General features: G+C 68.2%; 22 protein-coding genes. 1 reads left to right on the top strand and 21 read right to left on the bottom strand.

The window, feature by feature from the left end; all coding sequences use genetic code 11:
* Positions 1–2 precede the first annotated feature (2 nt).
* Genes F5X71_RS08240 through eccB form a run of 4 tightly spaced genes read right to left on the bottom strand, consistent with a single transcriptional unit; the run spans position 3 to position 3,356 of the window.
* Positions 3–359 (bottom strand): YbaB/EbfC family nucleoid-associated protein, encoded by a 357-nt coding sequence (locus F5X71_RS08240; RefSeq protein WP_167461406.1) that lies wholly within the window; start codon positions 357–359, stop codon positions 3–5.
* A gap of 35 nt (positions 360–394) precedes the next feature.
* A complete protein-coding gene (locus tag F5X71_RS08235; RefSeq protein WP_167461405.1) occupies positions 395–859 on the bottom strand; it encodes a hypothetical protein in 465 nt (154 codons plus the stop codon).
* Complete coding sequence (locus tag F5X71_RS08230) at positions 856–1,923, bottom strand: hypothetical protein (RefSeq protein ID WP_167461404.1); 1,068 nt, start codon at positions 1,921–1,923, stop codon at positions 856–858. The genes F5X71_RS08235 and F5X71_RS08230 overlap by 4 nt, the downstream gene beginning before the upstream one ends.
* A gap of 29 nt (positions 1,924–1,952) precedes the next feature.
* Entirely contained in the window at positions 1,953–3,356 is a 1,404-nt protein-coding gene (gene eccB / locus F5X71_RS08225) for a type VII secretion protein EccB (protein ID WP_167461403.1), read from the bottom strand.
* A gap of 120 nt (positions 3,357–3,476) precedes the next feature.
* Here eccB and eccE point away from each other — a divergent pair, with 120 nt between their 5' ends.
* Complete coding sequence (eccE, locus tag F5X71_RS08220) at positions 3,477–5,177, top strand: type VII secretion protein EccE (RefSeq protein ID WP_167461402.1); 1,701 nt, start codon at positions 3,477–3,479, stop codon at positions 5,175–5,177.
* 51 nt (positions 5,178–5,228) lie between these two features.
* On the opposite strand, the gene F5X71_RS08215 is transcribed toward eccE, so the two are convergent.
* From F5X71_RS08215 to F5X71_RS08135, 17 genes are all read right to left on the bottom strand, one after another.
* Positions 5,229–5,522 carry a hypothetical protein gene (locus F5X71_RS08215; RefSeq protein WP_167461401.1) on the bottom strand — a complete coding sequence of 98 codons (294 nt, stop codon included), beginning with the start codon at positions 5,520–5,522 and terminating at the stop codon, positions 5,229–5,231.
* A gap of 40 nt (positions 5,523–5,562) precedes the next feature.
* Positions 5,563–5,874 carry a WXG100 family type VII secretion target gene (locus tag F5X71_RS08210; protein WP_167461400.1) on the bottom strand — a complete coding sequence of 104 codons (312 nt, stop codon included), beginning with the start codon at positions 5,872–5,874 and terminating at the stop codon, positions 5,563–5,565.
* Positions 5,875–5,947: 73 nt separating this feature from the next.
* Positions 5,948–6,733, bottom strand: a complete 786-nt coding sequence (locus tag F5X71_RS08205) for an ESX secretion-associated protein EspG (protein ID WP_167461399.1) — start codon at positions 6,731–6,733, stop codon at positions 5,948–5,950.
* Entirely contained in the window at positions 6,730–7,821 is a 1,092-nt protein-coding gene (locus F5X71_RS08200; protein WP_167461398.1) for a PPE domain-containing protein, read from the bottom strand. The genes F5X71_RS08205 and F5X71_RS08200 overlap by 4 nt, the downstream gene beginning before the upstream one ends.
* 4 nt (positions 7,822–7,825) lie before the next feature.
* Positions 7,826–8,131: a PE domain-containing protein gene (locus tag F5X71_RS08195; RefSeq protein ID WP_167461397.1), complete on the bottom strand. Its 306-nt coding sequence runs from the start codon at positions 8,129–8,131 to the stop codon at positions 7,826–7,828.
* A gap of 15 nt (positions 8,132–8,146) precedes the next feature.
* Positions 8,147–9,484, bottom strand: a complete 1,338-nt coding sequence (locus tag F5X71_RS08190) for a hypothetical protein (RefSeq protein WP_167461396.1) — start codon at positions 9,482–9,484, stop codon at positions 8,147–8,149.
* Entirely contained in the window at positions 9,481–9,801 is a 321-nt protein-coding gene (locus F5X71_RS08185) for a type VII secretion target (RefSeq protein ID WP_167461395.1), read from the bottom strand. Before F5X71_RS08185 ends, F5X71_RS08190 begins: the two co-directional genes overlap by 4 nt.
* Before the next feature lie 105 nt (positions 9,802–9,906).
* Entirely contained in the window at positions 9,907–10,224 is a 318-nt protein-coding gene (locus F5X71_RS08180) for a YbaB/EbfC family nucleoid-associated protein (RefSeq protein WP_167461394.1), read from the bottom strand.
* Positions 10,218–10,682, bottom strand: a complete 465-nt coding sequence (locus F5X71_RS08175; RefSeq protein ID WP_238815781.1) for a hypothetical protein — start codon at positions 10,680–10,682, stop codon at positions 10,218–10,220. Before F5X71_RS08175 ends, F5X71_RS08180 begins: the two co-directional genes overlap by 7 nt.
* The gene (locus F5X71_RS08170; protein ID WP_167461393.1) at positions 10,675–11,454 is read right to left on the bottom strand and encodes an ESX secretion-associated protein EspG; all 780 of its coding nucleotides are present in this window, start codon (positions 11,452–11,454) and stop codon (positions 10,675–10,677) included. The genes F5X71_RS08175 and F5X71_RS08170 overlap by 8 nt, the downstream gene beginning before the upstream one ends.
* Entirely contained in the window at positions 11,451–13,121 is a 1,671-nt protein-coding gene (locus F5X71_RS08165; RefSeq protein WP_167461392.1) for a hypothetical protein, read from the bottom strand. Before F5X71_RS08165 ends, F5X71_RS08170 begins: the two co-directional genes overlap by 4 nt.
* 12 nt (positions 13,122–13,133) lie before the next feature.
* Positions 13,134–13,883 carry a YbaB/EbfC family nucleoid-associated protein gene (locus F5X71_RS08160; RefSeq protein ID WP_167461391.1) on the bottom strand — a complete coding sequence of 250 codons (750 nt, stop codon included), beginning with the start codon at positions 13,881–13,883 and terminating at the stop codon, positions 13,134–13,136.
* Between the two features lie 12 nt (positions 13,884–13,895).
* Positions 13,896–14,720 carry an ESX secretion-associated protein EspG gene (locus tag F5X71_RS08155; RefSeq protein WP_167461390.1) on the bottom strand — a complete coding sequence of 275 codons (825 nt, stop codon included), beginning with the start codon at positions 14,718–14,720 and terminating at the stop codon, positions 13,896–13,898.
* A gap of 5 nt (positions 14,721–14,725) precedes the next feature.
* Positions 14,726–16,654: a hypothetical protein gene (locus F5X71_RS08150; RefSeq protein WP_167461389.1), complete on the bottom strand. Its 1,929-nt coding sequence runs from the start codon at positions 16,652–16,654 to the stop codon at positions 14,726–14,728.
* A 134-nt stretch (positions 16,655–16,788) separates the two neighbouring features.
* Complete coding sequence (locus tag F5X71_RS08145) at positions 16,789–18,360, bottom strand: DUF707 domain-containing protein (protein ID WP_167461388.1); 1,572 nt, start codon at positions 18,358–18,360, stop codon at positions 16,789–16,791.
* Positions 18,361–18,371: 11 nt separating this feature from the next.
* Positions 18,372–19,442: a glycosyltransferase gene (locus F5X71_RS08140; RefSeq protein ID WP_167461387.1), complete on the bottom strand. Its 1,071-nt coding sequence runs from the start codon at positions 19,440–19,442 to the stop codon at positions 18,372–18,374.
* Positions 19,443–19,476: 34 nt separating this feature from the next.
* Entirely contained in the window at positions 19,477–21,378 is a 1,902-nt protein-coding gene (locus F5X71_RS08135; RefSeq protein WP_167461386.1) for a hypothetical protein, read from the bottom strand.
* Between the last annotated feature and the right edge of the window lie 59 nt (positions 21,379–21,437).

Here is a 21,437-nt window from a genome sequence, read left to right as displayed (position 1 = left end):
GTTCAGTGCAGCTGCTCCCGCAGCGAATCGACCGCACCGAGCAGATCGGCCAGACCCGGGGCCGCCACGCGATCCACCGTCAAGGGCGCGACCACCTTCCGCACCTGCGCCGCGACGTCGCGCACCGCCTGCTGGGATGCCTCGGTGACGGCGGCCGCGAGTTCGTCGTGGGTCAGCTCGTTGGCGCCTGCGCCGAACTTGATATCGATGGCGACACCGTCGGCGTTCACGGTCACCCGGACCGCGCGCCGCCGCGCCCAGCCGGTGGCGACCAGTTGCGCGCATTCGTCCTGCACCTGCGCGACCTGGGCCATCTTGTTCTGGAATTCGGTGACGGCACCGGCGAATTCACTGTCCATCGGAGGCTTCCTTCCCGCGACGATCGCAGCGTCGCTCAACGGTCCAAGATGCGGTCGCGCGCCGCGCGCTCGCCGCCCGAGGCGCGCTCGGCCGGCGCGGTCAGCGGCGCCCGTTTCGGTTCGGGTACCTGAGCGCGCAAGGCAGCCAGTTCCGCGGGCAGGTCCGCGGCCATCGGCAACCCCGGCCCCAGCCCGGCCAGGGAGCTCAGCAGCTCCTTCTTCTTCCGTTCGACCTCCGCGGCGGCCGCCTGCGCCGCCTGCACGGTGGCGCGTGCGAGCTGACCGTAGCCGAGCTGGTCCGCTCCCTCGGCATAGATCGTCCGCACGATCGACCCCGACGCGTCGACCACCACCGTGATCCGGCCGTGCTCGACCGTCGCCGACGCGGTCAATGCCGCACTGGCCGAACGCATCTCGTCCAGTCTGCCGATAGCCCCGGTGACGGCGTCGATCAGATCGGCCGCCATGCTCGCCGCACCGCGGTTCTCCGGACGGATCATGCCTGCCCCACCTCCACCAGCGCCGCCGCCAGATCTTCCGTTTCGACCCGCAGCCCGGCGTAGCGCGCCAGATAGTCGCGGACCTCAGCGGGGTCGGGCTGGGCCGCGGTGTCGGGCACCAGCACCAGGAACCGGACCGGATTCGGCTGCGCATCGCCGACCAGCGCGACCAACTGCCCGTCGCGCATGCGAAGCACCAGCAGCGGGTGCTCCCCCACCGGTACATCGGCGAAGCCGGCTTTCACCGCCCACTCCAGATCGGTGATGGTGAGGTCCAACCACCCGATCGGCACACTGGCGCCCTGCGACGGCCAGGTCCGCGGATCCACCGGCGTCAGTGCCGGTTCCGGCCACGGCCTGCGGTCGTCGAGCTCGGCGACCAAGCGGCGCAGGAAATCCAGGACCTCTTGGGCGTTGAAGCCGTCGGTGAGTTCGACGGCGAGGTCGGGCACGGTCTCGGCCGCCACGGCCGCGGCCAGCACCGGATAGAACTCTCCCACCGTCGCGACATAGCTGATCCGGTCGATCAGATCGGTGGCCGCGTCCGCGACGATCTGCGCGCCGGACAGGTCCTCGACCTGAGCCATCGACGCGCAGAGTTGGACGAGCAGGTCCGGTTCGATATCCAGTTCCGTTGCGGCGCCGTCACTGTCGTCCTCGGCGCCGGACGAGCGCGGCTCCAGTGAGAACGGCCGATCGACCGGGCCCGCGGTACCGCGGTAGACGTCGCCGGTGTCGGGCCGGTCGCGCAGGTATCGATCGGCCTCGATTCCGCTGAGACCGGGCCGATCCGGCGCGTCCGCGACGCCGTCGACGTATCCGGCCTCCCAGTTCAGCAGCGCGTCGATCTGCTCGGCCGACAGCAGCCCGTCCGGCATCGGCTCGTCCGCGGCCACGAATCCCGATGCCGCCGAAGCACTCCGCACCGGGCGCACGAGCAGTGCCTCGGGCGCGGTCGTACAGCGGCCGTCCGCATCGCGGTCCTCCGGCTCGACGACCACGCAGACCCCGCCGGCCGCCACTACCAGTGCGCCCTCGTCCTGCCTGCCCACAATCCGCGGCATCAGCACTCCCTACTCTCTGTCTGCACCTGCTATTGCCCCGCCGCGACGATGTCCCTAGCGATCAGCGCCGACTGCCGGTCGAGCATCGGGCCCGCGGGCAACTGGCTGATGATCTGCCACGGCGCCGATTTCGGTTGCGTGAGCCCGAGCACCGCCGCCGTCGCCGCGTCGGGGATGCCGAAACGCACGCCGGTGTCGGTGATGTAGAACAGCCCGTCGCGGCGACTGCTGTCCGGCTCGATCCCGGTCGCCTGGACGAACTCGCCGGTGGACGCCGGGAGATAGGCCGCACTCGCACCCGCGCTCGCGACGAACGCCATCGGCTCCACCCCGGCGGCCAGCGGAAGCCTGCTGCCGAGCAGCACCCGCAACCGCGCGGCGTGGTCCCCCTCGGCCCGCGCCCAGGACACGCACGCCACCGGATCGGTGTCGGCGGAAATGACGGTCAGATCGTCCTCGGGAAACTGATCGACCGGCAAGGTGTCGACCACCGGAATGCCCTTGATCGCGTCCGGCGAGAGTTTCGGGGTCACCGTCAGCCCCATGGAGTTCGAGGTGCGCAGCACCCGTGCGGTGAACTCCGAGATCCGTTGCACGCCTTCGGCGAGCACCACATACGACGTGGAGCCGACGACGTCCTGCACCCGAATCACCGCACCGATGGGGATATCCGCGCCGCGCACCGCGCTCGGTTCGCCCGCCCGCGGAATCACCGGCACCGCGAGCTCGGGGACGGCGACGCTGGCGTTCAGCAGGCCGGCCCCGATCGGCCGCGGCCGCAAAGCACGCAGCTGGGGGATGGCCGAGACGATCGCCTCGTTGCCCTTGTCGACCCGCGCGTGCTTGCCGTCATAGATCAGGTAGGTCACACCGTCGTTGCTCACCAGCACCGCCTCGCCCGGGGCCGCCGGACGCAGCTGCCCGTCCAACCGGGCGGGCCCCGCCAGCACGGTGCTGCGCAATCCGGCGGAAATGTCTTCGCACAGTGTCCATTCGGACCGATCGCGCTCGGCCGGGCCGGGCAGCGCCGCAGGCGCGCCGGGAATGCCGAGCAGCGGCCCACGCGGCAGCGCCGACAGCTTGTCGTCTTTGACCGAGGTCGGTGTTTCGGCGCTGCCCGCGATCAGTCGGGCCGAAGCAAGATTGAGCGCCGGATGCAGCGTCCCGTCCACCACCGCGTACAGCGCGCCGCTGCCCGCACCGAGCACGATCTTGGCGTCGCCGACCTGCCCCTGCGGACGCAGAAACGACAATATCGCGCAGCCCGCGGTAACCAATACCGCGAGCACGATTCCGGTAATCAGTGACCGGAATTGGATACGCATGGGGTCGTGCAGCATGCGCACGTCCCGGCGCACCATCGCGTGCCCGTAACGCTGCAACAGAAACCGATATCCATTCACCTGCGCGCGCGTGGTCAACTGGGCAGGCACCACAACTCCTTACGCGAATTCCGTTGGCGTGTGAGACGCTAGCGCACAGTGGAGGGTTTGTGCTGAATGGAGTCAGGCCGAGTGAATAACGAACAAATTCCAGGAATTACCCCAGCGGAGGTGGGCGAAATTCCGGCGCCGCGTCCGCGCCGCCGCACACCGTTCGAGATGATGCCATTGACGACGGTGTTGCCGTGCGCCGCGGCCGGCGCGACGGCGGCCACCTCGGCAATCGCGCTCGACGCACCGCTGTGGGCCGTGGCAGGCACGGGTGTCGGTGTTTGCGCGCTCGGCGCGGCACGATGGGGAAAAACGAACGTTTGGCGAATTCTGGCTTTGCGCACCGCGCTCTGGTGGCGCAATCGCGGTAACCGTGCTGCGCCGGAACGCACCGAACCCTTCGATGTGCCGGTGCCCGACACCGGCGGCGACCGGTGCGGCATGCGCTGGGACGGCAGCCAGCTGATCACCATGCTCGCGCTCGATCGCACGGCGGTGGCGCCGACGCGGCTCGACGCCGACGACATCCACTCGAACGCCACCGTCGCCATGTCCGACGTGGCCCGCTGCCTGGCCCAATTCGATATCCGCCTGGCGGCCATCGACGTGGTGACCCTCGGGGTCCGCACCAGCGGCCCGCACAACGTGGTCGAGGTCTACCAGAAGCTGCTGGGGCCGCTGCCCGCAGCGGCGGACCGGACCGTGTGGCTGGTGCTGCGCTTCGATCCGCTCGACAACACCGTCGCCATCGCCCATCGCGGCGGTGGCGAGGCGGGCATGATCCGGACCGCGCTGGTGGCCGCCCGCCGCGTCGCGAGCAGGCTCACCACGCGCGGGGTCCGGGTCGCGCTGTTGAGCGCCGCCGAGCTCGCCGCGGCGGAGGCGAGCATGTCGCACGACACCGATCCGGCGCAGTGGACCGAGGATTGGCGGCTGCTGCGCGGCAACGGCATCGAGCTGGCCGGCTACGCGATCCCGGCGACCGCGCTCGACTCCGACGTCTTGTCGGCGGTGTGGGCACTACCCGGCAAGTCCGTGCTCACCCGGCTGCGCCTGACCGCGCAGACGGTCTCGAACACGCCGGGCGAGCGCGGCGCCGAGGTGGCCATGACCGCCCTGGTCCGGCAGGACACCAGCGGTGCGACCGATTCGTCGATCGAGGCGGCCGCGACCGCGCTCGGGCTGCTCCCGCTGCGCGGCGCGCAGCGGCGGATACTGCTCGACGGCGGGCACCTCGACCCGGCCACGGCGCTCAGCGGTCCCCCCGGGGCACTCGCTCGATTCACGGTGCCGATCGGCGGCTGCGGCCAGGTGATCGGCGCGACCGTGGACGGGGCGGGCGTCGCCGTTCCGCTGTTCGGTCCGGCGGTGCGGCGGGCGGAGATCGTCGGGTCGCTCTGGCTCGCCCAGTTGATGGTGCTGCGCGCGGTGGCCGTCGGCGCCATGGTGGTCGTGCACAGCGTCCGGTCCGGGGCCTGGGAAAAGCTGGTGGACGAGGTCGGCGCGCCCGCGAAACTGTCCATCGCGTCGACGGGTGGTTCGCATCGGACGGCCGTGGCCACGATGATCGTCTACGACGGTGTCGCCTCCGCCGGGCACATCTCGGACGCGACCGCGGTGTACGTCCGCGACCCGGAGCAGGTCCAGGCCGCGGGTCCCGATGTCGACGTGGCGCTGATCGAATCAGCCGACACACCAGGTGAAGTCGTCTTGCGCACGGCAGCGGGGAGCCTGGCGGTGCGACTGGTCTCCATCACCGAGGAGCACAGCTACCTCGGCCGCACGACGACCGAGGCACCGGTGCCCGTCGCCACGGCATGAGAAAGGGCCCGTCGCCACGGTGCGTGGCGACGGGCCTTCGGAATCAGCTGGCTACCAGACGAAGTCGTCGGCGACATGCTGGTCGGTCGCCTGCGCCTTTTCCAGCGCCGCCCGGACGTTCACGATGCCCTTGCCGAGGATGTGCAGCAGGTCGTCCATATCGTTCATCAACGTTTTGTGCTTCTGATCGAAGGACGCGGACGCGCCCGCGTCGCCGCTCTGCCAGGCCTGGCTCAGCAGCTTGCGCGAAGCCTCGTCGGCATTGTTCCGTTCGGTGGTGATATTGGTCTTGTAGCCCTCCAGATCGGTGATGAGCGCGTTGATTTTCGCGGGGTCGTACAGCATGGTGATGAAGTCCCGTTCTCTCGGTGATATTCGCGGTGGTTCAGACGTAGCTGGTATTCAGCGTGGTGAACCCGGACATGTTCTCGTCTTCCGCCGCGGCCACCTTCTTCTCACCGGTGTTCAGCGCTTCGGACACCAGGCCGAGATCGACGTTCACCGCCCGGACCTTCGCCTGGAGTTCGGTGGCGAACTTGTTGAACGCCGCGTACGCCTCGCCTTCCCAACCGCTCTTCGCGGCCTCGACGGCCATGCCCAGGTTGTCGACGGTCTTGTCGATCGGGGGAATTGTCGCGGCGTATTCGTTCGCGTATTTCTGGAATACCGCGAAATCGAGGTGGAGTGCACCGGCCATGAGATGTCCTCTCGGGTGGATGGATCTGTGAAACTGCCGGAGCGATCACTCCGGACGATCTGGAAAGCGACGGCTACGGCATCCAGCGGCCCTGCGGCAGCGCTTCGATCTGCGCCGCGACCACCTGGGCCAGCCTGCGGTCGCTGCCGGGAGCGAGGGTGGTCCATGCCCGTCCGTCGGCCGCGAGGGTGCCGCCGCCGACGATGCGGCCCACCGACGTGTCGTACACGGCGGCGGTGGCGGGCGCCCGCACGGCGACGCCGTCGACGTGCGCGTAGCAGACCAGCTCGGCCAGCGAAAGCCATTGCCCCAGTGCGTATCCCAGGGTTACGGCGGCAGACTCCGGCAGGCCGAGCCGGTAGCAGGCGTCCGCCGGACTGCTGCTCGGCTCGTCGAGCCGGACGCGCAACTCGTCGGTGGGAGCGCGCAGGGTCGGGACATCGGCGGGCTGCGCCGGTCCGAGCGCGTCGAGCAGCGGCCGGGCCAGCAGCTCCGGATCCTCGTCGCCCCACACCGACCGGAGCTCGAGCTCGTCACCGATGCGGACCGCGACGGCATGGTCGAAACCACGCCGGGCCAGACACACCCGATGCAGCGCCGCGCCGCGCCGAATCCGTAGCACCAGTTCGCGTTCCGGCCGAGCCAGCACGTGCAGCGCGGCCGCCAGCTCGTCGTCGCGTAGGTCACCGGCCTGGTCGAGCACGCCCCGCGCGCGCAGGTCCTGCGCGGCGGCGGTACGAGCCGCCGTTGCGCCCGCCTGGTCGCTATGCCCGGCGCGCAGCGCGAGCACCGGAGGAAAGGTCTGCACGCCGAGTGCCGCGGCCGCGACGAACACGCCGTCGGCGGTCAATGTCGTCATCGAGCCTCCGGTCTCGGGAACACCGCGGCAGCGCCGCCCGTCGCCGCGGGCGCGGCGGTGCTGCCCGCCGCCGCGGGTGCGGTGCCGCCGCCCACCCCGGCGGCCGCACTGGTGGCACCCAATACCGCTGGGGCGGTGGCGAATCCGGCATCGACCACGATCTGCTCGCCGATCTCGCCCGCCTCCGCCGCGGCGGCGCGCGAGCCGGGCGTCGGCGCGGACGAGGCAGCAGTCGCGGCAGGCGATACGACCGGCGGCGGTAACGCCGCCGGGGTCGCGGTCGCCACCGGCAACGTGCCGGGGGTCGTCGGCACCGGCGTGAGGAACGCACCCGGCTGTGGCAACGCGGTGAGCACCAGCGACTCGCCGCCGACCGGCACCGTCGGCGGCGGCGTGAGGTCGAGCGCGGACAGATCGACCGACACCGCGGGGGCGTAGCCGACCTCGGCGGGCACCGGCGTCGCCGCGGGTTCCGGCGCCGCGGGCGTACCGGCGGCGCGCCTGGCCTGCTCGGCGAGCAGGTTGGCGCCCGCCGACACCGCGGGCGCCTGCTCCAGCTGCCATGGCACCGCGAGCTTGCTCCCCGCCGCCTCATAGGTGCGCATCACTTGGGCCGCTTGCTCACCCAGCGCATCGACCTGGCGTTCGGCCAGGTCGAAGAGCCCGGCCAGCGGTGCGCCGAGCAGGCCGCCGTGCAGCATCTCCTCCGCCGAACGCACCGCCGCGTTCAGCTCGCCCACCGGCGGCATGCCCAGCTTCGCCAGCTCATACGCCGCGGCCTGTTCGGTCGCGAGTGCGGCAATGTCGGTGGCCGCGCCGGTGATGCTGTCGAACCAGGTCGACAGACCGGCCAGCTGCGCCAGGCCGTCTTCGCTGGAATCGGATCCCCACGCGCTACCCACCGCCGACAGGATGGCGCGGAACTCGGTACCGGCCTCGCCCAGCACCGCGGCGAATTCCGCATAGGCCAAGCCGGTTTCGGCCATCGGGGCGGCGCCGGGGCCGGTGGTCAGCTCGTGCGCCAGCTGCTCGGCGGGCACGGCCTCCCAGATCGTGCCGGTGAACCCGGCCTGCGGTGGCTCGACCATCGCGCTACATCAGCGGCTTGAACGAGTCGACCACGTCGTCGTCGGCCACGACGGCGAGATCGGCGTGCGCGCGCAGGTTCGCGGCGATCTTGCGCAGTTCGCCGACGCCGCTCGCGTACGACTCCTGGAACGAGCCGCCGACGGCACCGATGGTCTGCGCGGTCTGGCGCGACACCGGGTCGAGCGCCGCCGCGGCCGGGCCGAGCGCGTCACGCCGCCGGTGCAGTGCGGCGTCCAAGCCGTCTGCCAAGGTGTCCAGGCGGCCCGCCGCCGCGCGGGCGAGCTCACCGTCGAATGCGATCCGACTCATCGAAATCTCCTCTGTCTACAGGCTGTACGGGTTGTCGGTGCTGCTGGGCGGTGCCGCGCCGATGATCGGTGCCGTGGTCTGCGCGGGTGGTCCGCCGACGAGCTCGTCGACGTGGCGGGCGTCCACCATCGCGTCCGCGGCGCCGTCGACCGCGCGCGAGCGCGCGGCGGCCGTGGCCAGCGCGCCCATGCCGGGCACCAGGGGCGGCAGTACCTCACCGGCGAACCTGGTGGACGGGGTGGCCGCGACCGTGGCCTGTCCCCCGGCGGTGCCCGGTCCGGTGACCGCGACGCCTTCCGCGTGCCAACCGCTCAGCGGCACCGCCGCGGCGGCCACCGGCGCGGCGCCGATCAGCTGGCCGGCCGGAACGCGGTACGCGGACTTGTCACCGACCCGATCGGTGACCGTCGGCCGGGCCTCCACCGCCGGTTTAGCAGGTACCGGCGCGGGGACCGCGCGCCCGGCCTGGCTCGCCGCCGCGAGCAGCGGCTGCACCAGTTGCACCACCTGCCGCACGATCTGCTCGCCGGAATCGGCCGCGGTGGCCGACGCGGCCTTTCCCGACACCGCACCGGAGGAGGCAGACGTGCCGAGTCCGGGCACGGAGCTCAATGATTTCGGCACCTTGCCCAGACCGCCCAGGGTTGGGCTGATCGGCTTGCGTACCGGTACGGGCGTGCCCGCCTGGGTCATCTGGACCGATTGACCGCCCAGCTGCGCCTTGGTGTGCACGGTGATCACCATCGCCTCGGTGCCCGCTTCGATCGCGCTGGCCAGCAGCGCGGCCTGGCCGGGCAGTGTCCCGAGGGTCGGGATGAGCGCGGCCGTGGTGATCGCGAATTTCGTTGCCACCGCGGCCATCTGGATGTATCCCGTGGCCACGGTGCCGGCGGCGGCCGCGGTGATCGCGTTCATGTGCGCGGCCTGCCCCGAGATCGTGGTCGCGGTCGTGGCCGTCTGCACCGCGGCCTGCCCGGCGGATCGACTGCCCGCGCTCTGCATCGTCTGCAACAGTTGCATGCCCGCGCTCGCCAATTGCAGTGCCGTGCTGATGGATTGCGTGACGTTCTGCAGCACGGCCCGCGGGTCGAGCGAGCCGTTGGCGTGCAGGTTGCCGTCGCCGAATCCGCTGAACAGGTCCGTCACGGGTTTGATCAGCGCTGCCGGATCCAGTGCGGGCAGCGTAGGCATACCAGGTAACGGCGCCAGCGCGGGAAGTTGCGGCAGCGCGGGCACACCGATTTGGGCCAGCACCTGCTCGGTCGAACGGTCGAGAAAGGGCGCGAGGGGAGTATCGCGGATCGCGTCGAGCACGGTCGGCGACAGCGGCGCCGCGAGATGCTCGGCTTTCATGCCCGGCTACCGGCCGGCGGGACGAACGCCTCCGCGTTACTCTGGTCGGTCAGCTCGTAGGACTGCGCGGCGACGCGGGCGGTGTGCGCGGTCGCTGCGTAGTTGGCCGCCAGCTCGCCGAGCGCGATGCAGTGATTGGCCTGTGCGTAAGCGAAACTCAGCAGGAACTCCTGCCCGATCAGTCCGAATACCGGGACGGCCGCGGAGATGACCGCGGCCTGGTCGATGGCACCCGCGGCGGCGACCGCCGCGGCCATGCCATCGGAAATGTCGGCGTAGTGACGAAAGGTCTGCGGCTGCACATTGACAACATTCATCGCGGTACTCTCCTGCGGCTGATCCGTGAACTCGATACCTGTACGGTTCATCCGGAAATCTAACGAGCACAGGACCTTTCGCAAGGCGAGCGCGCGATGGCGGAGCTACTGTTCACCTTCCCGTGGGTTGTTCACCTGATCGTTGAACTCGGTGACCAACTCGCCGCGGCGGGTCAGCGCCCGCTGCGCGGCGGCGGTGGCCGCCTCGACCACCGCACGGTCGAATTCGTCCGGCGAGAGCCGGGAAATCCCCTCGGCCAGACGCAGATCCAGCAGCCTGCCCGTCCCGTCGGCGACCGCGGTGACCAGCGCGTCGTCGCCGGTGTGCTCGACCCGGATCCCGGCGATATCGTCGGCGAGACGGCGCATCCGGTCCAGCCGCGCGGTGGCAGCGGCCTCGAGTGCCGCGAAATCGGTCACCATCGGCTCCCGCCCTGATCGAGCCAGCTGCGCGGCTCGTAGTCGTACCGGGCCTCGTCCGCCAGCTCGGACTGTTCGAGCGTCTGTGCGGTGGGCAGGCCGAGCAGGCGCAACGCGTCCTCGCCGAGACCGAGGCCGCTCAGATATTCGCGGCGGCGCAGACCGGCCCGGTCGGCGGCGAGCCTGCACAACCGCAGGATGTCCTCGGCGAGTTCATCCGGGTGGCGGCGCAGCTGATCGGGTACCACCCGCACCGCAGTCGGCAGACCGGAATCCGTTGCGGTGACCACAATCTCGCCACCGCGTAGGGACGCTTCGCCGATGGAGAAGGTCTCGAACGCCGGTGCTTCGGGCGGGTCCGGCTCGTCGGCTGCTCCCTCCTGGGCCGCCCCGAGGTCGTCGGCGGGGTGGATCAACTCGACGGGCCAATCGCGCTCGGCGATCGGCGGTTGCTCAGGCACGGTTCTCGTCCTCCAAAGTCTGTAGTACGGCGGTGATGTGGGTGGCGATCAGCTCGGCCAGCCGCGCCCGATCGACCGGCCGCGCGACAGCGCCACCGACATCCACGACGACGTAGCGGCCGTCGCCCACCACGTCACGCCATTCGATGCGGTGGCGAGTTATCCCTCGCGGCCCGAATATGGAGCTGCCCAAACGGGTTTCGATCACCCCGTGACACTCGATGGGCTGGCGTAGCCAGTCGGCGCTGAGCCGGTCGGCATCGGAGCAGCTTTCCTGGACCCGTGACCGTCCGTAATAGTGGTCGGTGCCACCGTCGTCCTGCGCGGTCACCAGCGGCGTATCGGGCAGCCGCCCCGGTGCACGCTCGGGCAGCGCCCCCGCTACGGCACCCGCGAGCCGGTCCGCGGCTCCGCTGCTCAGCACGTAACCGCCGCTGTGCCAGATGCTTTCACCGGGTTGCTGGACGATAAGCGTGGCCACCGCACCCTGCCGTCCGCCGAGCACCCGAATCAATCCGTCGGGACGTCCCCGGTGCCGTGGGTCCAGGCCCGCTGCCGAAACCAGCACATCAGCCCGTGCGATCCGGGTGAGCGCGTCGCAGAGGTCGCCGTCCTCGGCGCGACCAGCCCTGGCTTCGGCGCGCAGGCGCGCCCACTGCTGTTCATGTTCTCCCCGGAAGAGCGCGAACAGCGGGGCCGGCAGCCGGTCCTGAAACATGCTGTCCCACAGGTCGATCAGCTCCACGTCGGTGAGCTGCCAGGTGCGGCTCACCGGTCGAGCACCGGTCGCACGCCGCGCCCTGGCTCGCCGAGCGCCTCATCGAGATGCTCGGTGGAATTCAGGTATTCCGAACGCTTCTTGCGCTCCTCCTCGGAGTTCGACCGCCCCGGCGCTCCGCCGTAGGGCGCGCCGGGATGCAACCCACCCGCGGGCCCGGCCCGGCCGCCGAGCCTCGATTCCACCGGCGCCACCGCGCGCGGAAACAGTTGGGCCCCAGGGTTGCCGACCCCGAGGGCCACCGGCCCGCGCCCGCCGACACCCCGGCCGCCGATGCCGCCACCGCCCTTGGCGAGCGGCGCTCCGGTCTGCGATCCGACGGGCGGTACTGCGGTCGTGAGCGCCCCGGGATTGCGCCCATGGTCGCCAGACAACGCATTAAGGGGTTTACCCAGCGTCGACATCAGCTTCTCGCCGATGCCCTCGTTCGGCTTCGGGGTCTTGGCCGACCATTCCGGCGGCTTCGCACCCGGTGTACTCGTGTCCGGCGGCTTGGTACCTGGCATCGGACTGCCGCCATGGGTCGGCTCGGTGTCGCCCGATCCGCCGTCCCCACCGCCTATTTCGCCATCGCCGTCACCACCGATCCCCTCGTCGCTTTCGCCCGGCTCGCCCTCGGCGGGCGGTTGGGCACCGACGTCGCCGTCCTTGTCCGTTGGGTCGTCTGCTTCGGTACCGGGCGGCTCCGCGGCCGGATCGTCCTTCGTGGCCGGAGTCGGCGTCGGTAGCGTCACGATCCGGGTGGTCGTGTGCGCGTACGGGGTGGTGTAGTGCAGCTGGAAGCTCTCCTGAAACCGGATCAGGTCGGCCTCGTTCGCGCTTTGCTGGGCCGGGGTGGTGGCCTGCGGCGGCGATGGTGTCGGCGGCATCGCGTTCTGCTTGGTCTGCTGCAACCAGCCCGAGGTGTAGGTCAGTGCCTCGCCGAGCCGCACCATGTCGCCGGTGAGCTGCTTGGACGCGGCGGTGTACCCGTTGGTCGCCGCGACCGCGCTGTCCGCGCCGCTGCCCTCCCACAGCGGCGCGGTGGCCGCGATCGAGGTGCGCAGCGTGGTGAACCCGGTATCCAGCGTGGCGGACAACCAATTCCACACCTCCGCCGCGTTGGCGACGGCCTGCGGCTGCATCGAGTTACAGATCATGTACAGCTGTTCCCAGCCCAGCTGAGCGCCCAGCTCGGGACCGAAGCCGTACGAGTCGTACTTGGTCACCATGTCGGGCTTGTGTGGCTGGCCGGGAATCGTGCCGGTCGGCGGCGCGCCGCCGGGCGGGATACCCGCGGGGCTGAAGTCGATATTGTCGAAGCTCGCCGCCGAATCGGACTCGGTGCGGGCATACCGCTTCCCGGCCGCAACGAAGGTGTTGCCCATGTCGACCAAGATGTCGTGGTGCTGCTCGATCCGCTCGCGCAACTCGGTGCCGTACTTCACGGCGAACACCGTCTGCAACAGTCGGCCCGACCACGAATCCGCGATCGTCGGGGTCGCGACCATGAAATTCGCGCTCATCCAGTCCTGCACGCCAACAACGACTTCGAGCATGTCCTCGACGTGTCGCGCGCAACGCTCGGCCGCGCCAGGCTCGAGTTTCAGGAACCCGCCGCGGGCCGAGTTGCGCGGGCCGGTCCAGTCGGCCCCCTCGGGCGTATTCGGGTCAGGTGCCATGTGTTCCTCCGATCACCGCAATTGGTCGCGCAGACGTTCCAGTCCGGCCAGCACGACATCCGGTGCAGCGAACTGCGGCCGGTCGTCAGGGATGGTCGGCGCGTATAGTTCGCTGACCTTGCGCGCCACCGAGACCACCGCCGCACGCGACGCCACGACGATGGCCTCGCCGAGCTCCGGGTAGTCGAGATCGCCCACGGCGCCGGAGAATCGCAGGTCGATCAGCACACCGTCGGCGTTCACCGCCACGCTCACCCGGCGACCCGCGGCGGAGGCGGTGGCGAACAATTGTGCCCGCAATTCCTGCAGCTCACCCAGCCCGGTCGGCTCGTTGGCTTCCGCCGCCGGGCCACGCTCGGCGGGCGAGGTCAGCAAGGCCGGGGGCGGGTCCGCGAGCTGCTGCTCCTCGGGTAGCCAATCGACCAGGTCCGACAGCTTCGGCAGCCGTAGCAGCGCCGCCCGTTGCGCCGAAAGCACCTCGTCCGCCTTGTCTTTCACCGCCGCGGCAGCCTGCTGCGCCGCGTAGCGGACGCCGCGTGAAAGCTGTTGGTAGCCAATCTGTTCGATACCGTCACCGAAGTCGACCTCGGTCACCGCGCCGGACACGTCCACCGTGACGAGAATCCGCCCGCGCTCGGCCGAGGCCGACGCGGTCACCGCCTGGTGCCTGCGCTTCGCCTCGACGAACCCCGTGATGAGCTGGTGTATGTCATCGACGAACTGAGCCGCTTCCGCTCTCAGCCGATCGTTCGGACCGTGCACGCCGCCTGCCTCTCACTGACCGTCGTCGTAGACGCTGACCTTGGCCCGGCCTGCCCGCGACTCGTCGTCGCGAACCAGCATCAGCTCGCCGCAGTGCCGGTCGATCAGCGCACGCAGCCCGGCCGCGTCGACCGCGACGGCGGCGGGCGGCGTCTCCATCCCGATCACGTAGCGACCGTCACCTGGATGGTCCTCCCAGACAAGCCATTTCGTAACTTGTCCGCTAGGTCCGAAGACGGAGTGACCGTGCGTGATCTCTACCCGGCCGACGACCGATTTCGGCGCAGCCTGCCACTGCAGGCAGCGCGCGTCTACGTCGCGATCGCCCTGGTCGTACATCGAGTTGCGGCCGTGCCAGTGATCGAGTTCCTGCTCACCGGCCGCGGCGAGCAACTCCACCCGAGGCCAGCTGCCCGCCGCCATCGGGGGCAGTCGGTCCACCAGCAGCCGCGTCAACGACGCCGCGTCGCACTCGGTGATCTCCAGCTCGTCGTGACTTTCGGGCATCTTCGAACTGAACCCTTGAATCAGTACGGCCCGGTCACCGAATATCTTGGCCGCCATCACGATCAGACCATCCAACCGGCGGGCGGCACTGTAATCCTCGGCGTGCACGACCAACCGCAAATCCGGCCGCAGGGACTTGACCAGCACGTCGGCCAGCGTCGGATCCCACGCCGCCTGTAGCTCGCCCCAGACGCGTGCCTTGGCGAACTGGAAGTCGTAATAGCCGCGGATATCGGAGATGTAGGTGAACGGCCAGTTGTAGGTGCGGTCGGCGAGTCGTTCGCGCAGCACCAGGTATTCGAGGCCGCTCAAGCGCCAGCTACGTTCCACTATCGCTACTCCTCCACCGTGTTCGCGGGCACGCCTGGCACCGCTGGTGCACCGGTCTGCGCGGGTTCGACGGTCACGGCGGTGGTCGACCTGGTAGCGGTGAAGTCTTCGACCAGCTCCGTCCGGCGCCCGCCCGCCCGGCCGGGGAACTCGATCCGTACCTGTGGTTCGTCGCCGCCGGGCAGCAGCGCGAAGGACACGACGGGCCCGTCCGCCCCCGGCGGGAACAACTGCTCCTCGACCTGCTCCAGCTGCTCCTCGATTCGTTTCGATCCCTCCTCGAGCGCTTGCTTGACCGTCATGGTGCCGTTCTCCACCGCCTTGGCAAGCTGCTGCAGGGCCGGGCCGAGCTGTGCGGCCAGCTGGTTGCCGAGCTGTACCAGCGTCCCGATGCCCGAGGAAATCAGTTGCAGCGCTTCGGAGAACAGGCTCATTAGGTCATTGCTGGACGGGTTCCCGGGTGCGCCGCCCGTACCGCCACCGATACCGGTTCCCGGCGCGCCGGTCGACCCTTCGGGACCAGTACCCCGTCCCGGGCTCGACCCGTTGTCACCGGTCGACTTTCCGCCGGAACCGCCGCCGTCGCCGGTGCCCTTGCCACCGTCGGCACCGGTGGGCTTGCCGACGCCACCGCCCGCACCGCCGTCGCCCTTTCCGCCGCCCTCGGCACCGGTCGGCCCACCGGACTTACCCCCCGTACCACCCCCGGACCCACCACCGGAATTACCACCGGAACCATCCCCCGTACCACCCCCACCACGACCATCCCCCGACGGACCCCGATAATTGAAACTCCCCGGCAAATCACCCTGCGCACCAGCAAGCTTATTCGGATCATTGAACACCGGAACAAGACCAGCCAACTGCTTTATACCCAGCACATACCCCTTCTGATCACTCGTCCCATCACCCGAATCCCAAAACGTCTGCACCCGAGGCAAATGCCGACCCGCATTCGTATCATTACCATTGTCCGCGTCAACCTTCGACACCGAACCATCAGAATTGAAATACAAATGCTCATACAGCGGGAGATGAGACCGCACAAAAGCATTGAAATCAGCAGTATTACCCACCACATTCGACATCGACAGCAACCCACTATACAAAGTATCCGTCGCCTGCACATACTTCTCCACAAACGCCACCGCCCGATCAGCACCCACCCCCTCCCAATACTGACCCTTGAACACCGGCCCCACCCGATCCATGAACTTCTGCACCGAAACCCGCCAAATATCCGCCAACGCCCGCCACTGCCCCGCCAACCAATACACCCCAGCGCTATTGCGACCCAACATCTCCGCGATATTCGCAAAACCGATCAAATCAAACGACTTACCATTCTCCACCACCCCCTCCACCATCCCCTTCACCCCCACATCAAAACTCACCCCCGACCCCGCCTTCGTCGAAAACGCCGGCCCCGCCTTCCAATCCGACGCCGGCACCGAATAATGCCTGAAAATCTCCGGCCACAAATCCGTCCCCCGCTCCGGCGCCACAAAAGTATTCGCATTGGCGCCATCCATCACCACATACTTCTTGTTCGCCGCAACAAACGTATCCCCCATCACCCGCACAATCGCCTGATGATTCTTCAACACCTCCACCAACTCCACCGTCCGCTTACGCTCGAACTTCTCGAACAACATCGCCATACTCGACAACGTCGTCACCACATGCCGCGCCTTCGGCTGCGGCGTCCCATCCGCAGGATCCTTATTGTCATGCGTCCACGAAAACTTCGAAAAATTCACACTCAACGACGCATCAATAAACCCCTGAACATCCGCCAAAAAATCCTCACACGCCGACGTCAACTCCCCCAACCGACCCGAATCAACATGCACCATCCGCAACTTGCCGTCCCGCGCACCCCGCAACAAACCAGACCACTCAGTCTGATCGAAACCAGGCCCTCCCGACGCCATCCCACTCCTACCGTCTGCTCCACCGCGTTCGTCCTGCGTTTCTAACACCGAACCCGCGGCCGGTCCTGCCGGGCGAGCAGCGCGGAGCAGTCCGTACACCCGCTGTTAACCGAGCGCCGCCGGTCGTCCGTGCGTTAGGCGCTCAGCCTGGCCATCCCGGCGGCCGCGGGCGCGGCAAGCACCGGGGTCACTCGCATCAGTTCGCCGGCTCGCACCATGCGGTCGGTCATTCCGTCACAGGGGATTTCGGCCAAGAAGCAAGGGCGGGCACCGTCCAGAGTGCCGTGCGCCACTGCCACCTGCAGCAGATCGCGAGAGTAGTGCGCGAAGGCGAGCGCCATGGCGCCCCCACCGTTCGCGGCCACCGCCGCGCGCGCCAGCCAGCTCTCGAAACACGGATACGGGTAGTGCAGGATCGTCGGGGCCGTAACCGTTCCGCTCGCGCCGGTGAACCCGGTGAAGCTGTGCCGGTCGACCGGTGTCACGTCGGCATCGAGCCGAACGGCACTGCGATTGGCGGGCGCGTCGAGGAACGCGGACATGCCACTGACCCGGAACACCGTGCATTCCTGAAACGGGTCCTCGACCGGGTGCGGCAGCGGAACCGCCTCGTGGGCAACGAATCCGACCTGTCCAGCCCCTGGGATCTGCCAGCGTCGCCTACCGTCGTCGTAGAACAGCTCCCGAGGGCCGAGCGGAAGCAGCCACCCCATGCCCGCGGCACGGGCGGTCGCGACCGCCGCCGCGATATTGGCCACCTCACGTTCGACCGGATCACCGTCGGGAACCACGTTCTCGCGCAGCGCGATCGGGTACTCGCCGCTGGTCACGAGGGCACGCACCGCCGCATCGTCGGAGTAGACGATGATGAGATCCGCATACGCCGCATGGTGACCGAGCCAGGTCGGCAACCCGGGCTCCAGCCGATCGATGGTCACGCAGAGCGCGGTCGGTTCCAGGACTTCGCGCGCTACCTTGCCCGGGACACCCCGGTACACCCACGTGCTCAGATCATCGATGTCGTGCTGGGCCAGGTAATCGCAGTACTCCGTCCACGGGTCGACCCCCGCCGCGCGCGCGGCCGTCAGATTCGGGCCGCCGAGCGGTCGCGTGTGCCGCACCGTCACCGCATCGACGATGGCGATGGACCACTGGTCCGCGACCAGTCTCGGCCAGTGGAAGTCCAGCCCCCACCCGGTCTGGGTGGCATCGAAGGTCGGCAGCGCGCGACGCAGGAACTCGCGGCCGAAGCACGGTGCCATGATCTCCACGAAATTCGTGTACCGCAGCTCGAAGCGACGATCCACCAGGGTGATCTCGTGGGTGTAGTAGCTGTCCTCGGTGAGCGCTGGCTGCGACAGCGAAAGCTGGTACCGCGCGGCGTATTCGAAGAGCGCGTTGATGGACGCGGTGTCGGTCGCCAGGTCGTCGTCGGGCAGCCAGACATAGTCGTAGTCATCGAGGATCTCGGCCAGATCGACCGTCAGCACATGGTGCAGCGCAGGCCATTTGGGGCCTTTACGATCCAGCCGGAGCACGTCGTCCGCGCGATAGCGGTGCGGATCGTCGCCGAAATAGCTGACGACCAGATCCCAGGTGCGCGGGACCGGTCCCGCGAGCCATCGCTCGTGCAGCGAGGCGTCACCCGCCCGCAGCACCACCAGGTTCCTTCGTCGCGCTCCCGCGCGAAACAGCGCTCCAGTCATCGTCACAACTCCTACGCGGCATTCCAGCCGTGGCCCCACAACCTGCCGATGCGCTCGAAATACGCCTCGTACTGCGGGGCCACGACCTCGGTGGAGAACTTGGACACCGCGTACTCGCGGATCTGCCGATAGTCCAGGCGGTCGACGGACTCGGCGGCGGCCAGAAATTCATCCGGTGTGCGGCAGCGGTACCCGTGCACACCCTGGCGCACGGTCTCGGGGAACACCCCCCAGTCGGTGGTGATCACCGGCGTCCCGCACAGCATCGCCTCGGCATGCACGCCGCCGAACGGTTCCAGATACAGCGAGGGCACGAAAACCCCACGGGCCCGGCTCATCAACTCGCCCCGGCGGACGTGGTCGACGACACCGACATAGTCGGCTAGCTCGGCGGGCGGTGGCGTGCCCGCGCCGGCCACCACCAGCTTCGCCCCGAGCCGCTGACAGGTCTCGACCGCGATATGCACGCCTTTCTCCTCGACCAGGCGGCCGATGAAGAGAAAGTAGTCGTCCTTACGTTCGGCGAACGGAAAGTCCTCGACCTCATAGTAATTCGGTATCACCGCATCGCGGAACGTGGCGTTCGCCCGGCGCGCGCCAGGCACCGACTCGTAGACGGCGTTCATCCACGCGTAACTTTCGAACACCCGGTAGTCCGCGAACACCCCGCTGTAGCCGATGCCGAACTCCACGGTCATGAGCTCAGGAAAGGTGTCCGCGATCGGCTGCTGGCAGGTGCCGCCGAGCACGCAGATGAAGTCGCGGTCGCGTTTGCGCTTGGCGATCTCGGTAATGGCGCGCTCGTTGGTGGTGGTCCAGTGTGGATCGTAGCGATTCCAGGTGAGATTGTTGGGCTCCCGGAGCAGGTCGTTGCCGCCGAACCATTCGTCCTGCTCCGCCTTCGACGCGATGGTGACGAATTCGGTACAGGCCGCGTCGTTTTCGGCGCCTCCGTACAGAAAGACCTCGTGACCGAGACCTGTCATCATTCCGGCGAAGCGGCGGATCTTCTGCGTATAGGCGCACGGCTGATAACGCCTGGTGGTCTGCGTATTGGGGAAGTTGACAACATGAAAACGCAAGGCAGGGACTTCCGTTCGGCGCGAAGCGGGGCGATCAGCGGTCGATGATGGGCCGGACCGAGAGCGGGTCCTCGCCCACGGCCTCCTCCAGGTGTTCGGTGCTGTCCAGGTACGCCGCCCGCTTACGCTGCTGTTGCTGCTGCTGTTGTCCCGCAGCGCCACCACCGCCCATCGGTGCGCCCATCGGGTAACCGCCGTAGGGCATCGCGGCAGCGGGCGCCATGGCAGCGCGGGCCGCAACCGCATCCGTCGAGTTCCCGCCGGCACCGCCGGCACGGGGAAACAGCTTGTCCTCCAATGGTTTCCCAGGAACGCCCGGGCTGCCTCCCCCGCCACCGCTCGCACCGGCCGGTTTGATGTCGAAGCCGAACGGACCGGAAGCGCCGGTCGGGCCGAAGGCACCCAACGGCCCGGTGGCCGCCCACGGCCCCGAAGGACCGGTCGGCAGCCCGGAGCCCAACTGCTGCAAGGCCTTCGACAACGCCGAGAGCGGTCCGCTCTCGCCGCGCGGGGTACCGGTCGTCGGACCGGGGACAGCGCTCGGCATCCCCTTCGAGCCGCGCGGATCGGCACCGCCCGAGGACGGTTTCCCGCCGATACCACCACCCGGCACACCCGCACCGTTGCCCGTGCTGCCGCCTGTGCCGTCGCCCTTTCCGCCGCCCTCGGCACCGGTCGGCCCACCGGACTTACCCCCCGTACCACCCCCGGACCCACCACCGGAATTACCACCGGAACCATCCCCCGTACCACCCCCACCACGACCATCCCCCGACGGACCCCGATAATTGAAACTCCCCGGCAAATCACCCTGCGCACCAGCAAGCTTATTCGGATCATTGAACACCGGAACAAGACCAGCCAACTGCTTTATACCCAGCACATACCCCTTCTGATCACTCGTCCCATCACCCGAATCCCAAAACGTCTGCACCCGAGGCAAATGCCGACCCGCATTCGTATCATTACCATTGTCCGCGTCAACCTTCGACACCGAACCATCAGAATTGAAATACAAATGCTCATACAGCGGGAGATGAGACCGCACAAAAGCATTGAAATCAGCAGTATTACCCACCACATTCGACATCGACAGCAACCCACTATACAAAGTATCCGTCGCCTGCACATACTTCTCCACAAACGCCACCGCCCGATCAGCACCCACCCCCTCCCAATACTGACCCTTGAACACCGGCCCCACCCGATCCATGAACTTCTGCACCGAAACCCGCCAAATATCCGCCAACGCCCGCCACTGCCCCGCCAACCAATACACCCCAGCGCTATTGCGACCCAACATCTCCGCGATATTCGCAAAACCGATCAAATCAAACGACTTACCATTCTCCACCACCCCCTCCACCATCCCCTTCACCCCCACATCAAAACTCACCCCCGACCCCGCCTTCGTCGAAAACGCCGGCCCCGCCTTCCAATCCGACGCCGGCACCGAATAATGCCTGAAAATCTCCGGCCACAAATCCGTCCCCCGCTCCGGCGCCACAAAAGTATTCGCATTGGCGCCATCCATCACCACATACTTCTTGTTCGCCGCAACAAACGTATCCCCCATCACCCGCACAATCGCCTGATGATTCTTCAACACCTCCACCAACTCCACCGTCCGCTTACGCTCGAACTTCTCGAACAACATCGCCATACTCGACAACGTCGTCACCACATGCCGCGCCTTCGGCTGCGGCGTCCCATCCGCAGGATCCTTATTGTCATGCGTCCACGAAAACTTCGAAAAATTCACACTCAACGACGCATCAATAAACCCCTGAACATCCGCCAAAAAATCCTCACACGCCGACGTCAACTCCCCCAACCGACCCGAATCAACATGCACCATCCGCAACTTGCCGTCCCGCGCACCCCGCAACAAACCAGACCACTCAGTCTGATCGAAACCAGGCCCTCCCGACGCCATCCCACTCCTACCCACTCGCCGCTGCTGCCCGACACCTAACCACGCACGGCGGGCTTCGT

Source organism: Nocardia brasiliensis (genome assembly GCF_011801125.1).
Lineage (GTDB): Bacteria > Actinomycetota > Actinomycetes > Mycobacteriales > Mycobacteriaceae > Nocardia > Nocardia brasiliensis_C.
Note: the sequence above shows the minus strand (reverse complement) of the source record. Positions and strands in the feature narration are given on the sequence as shown.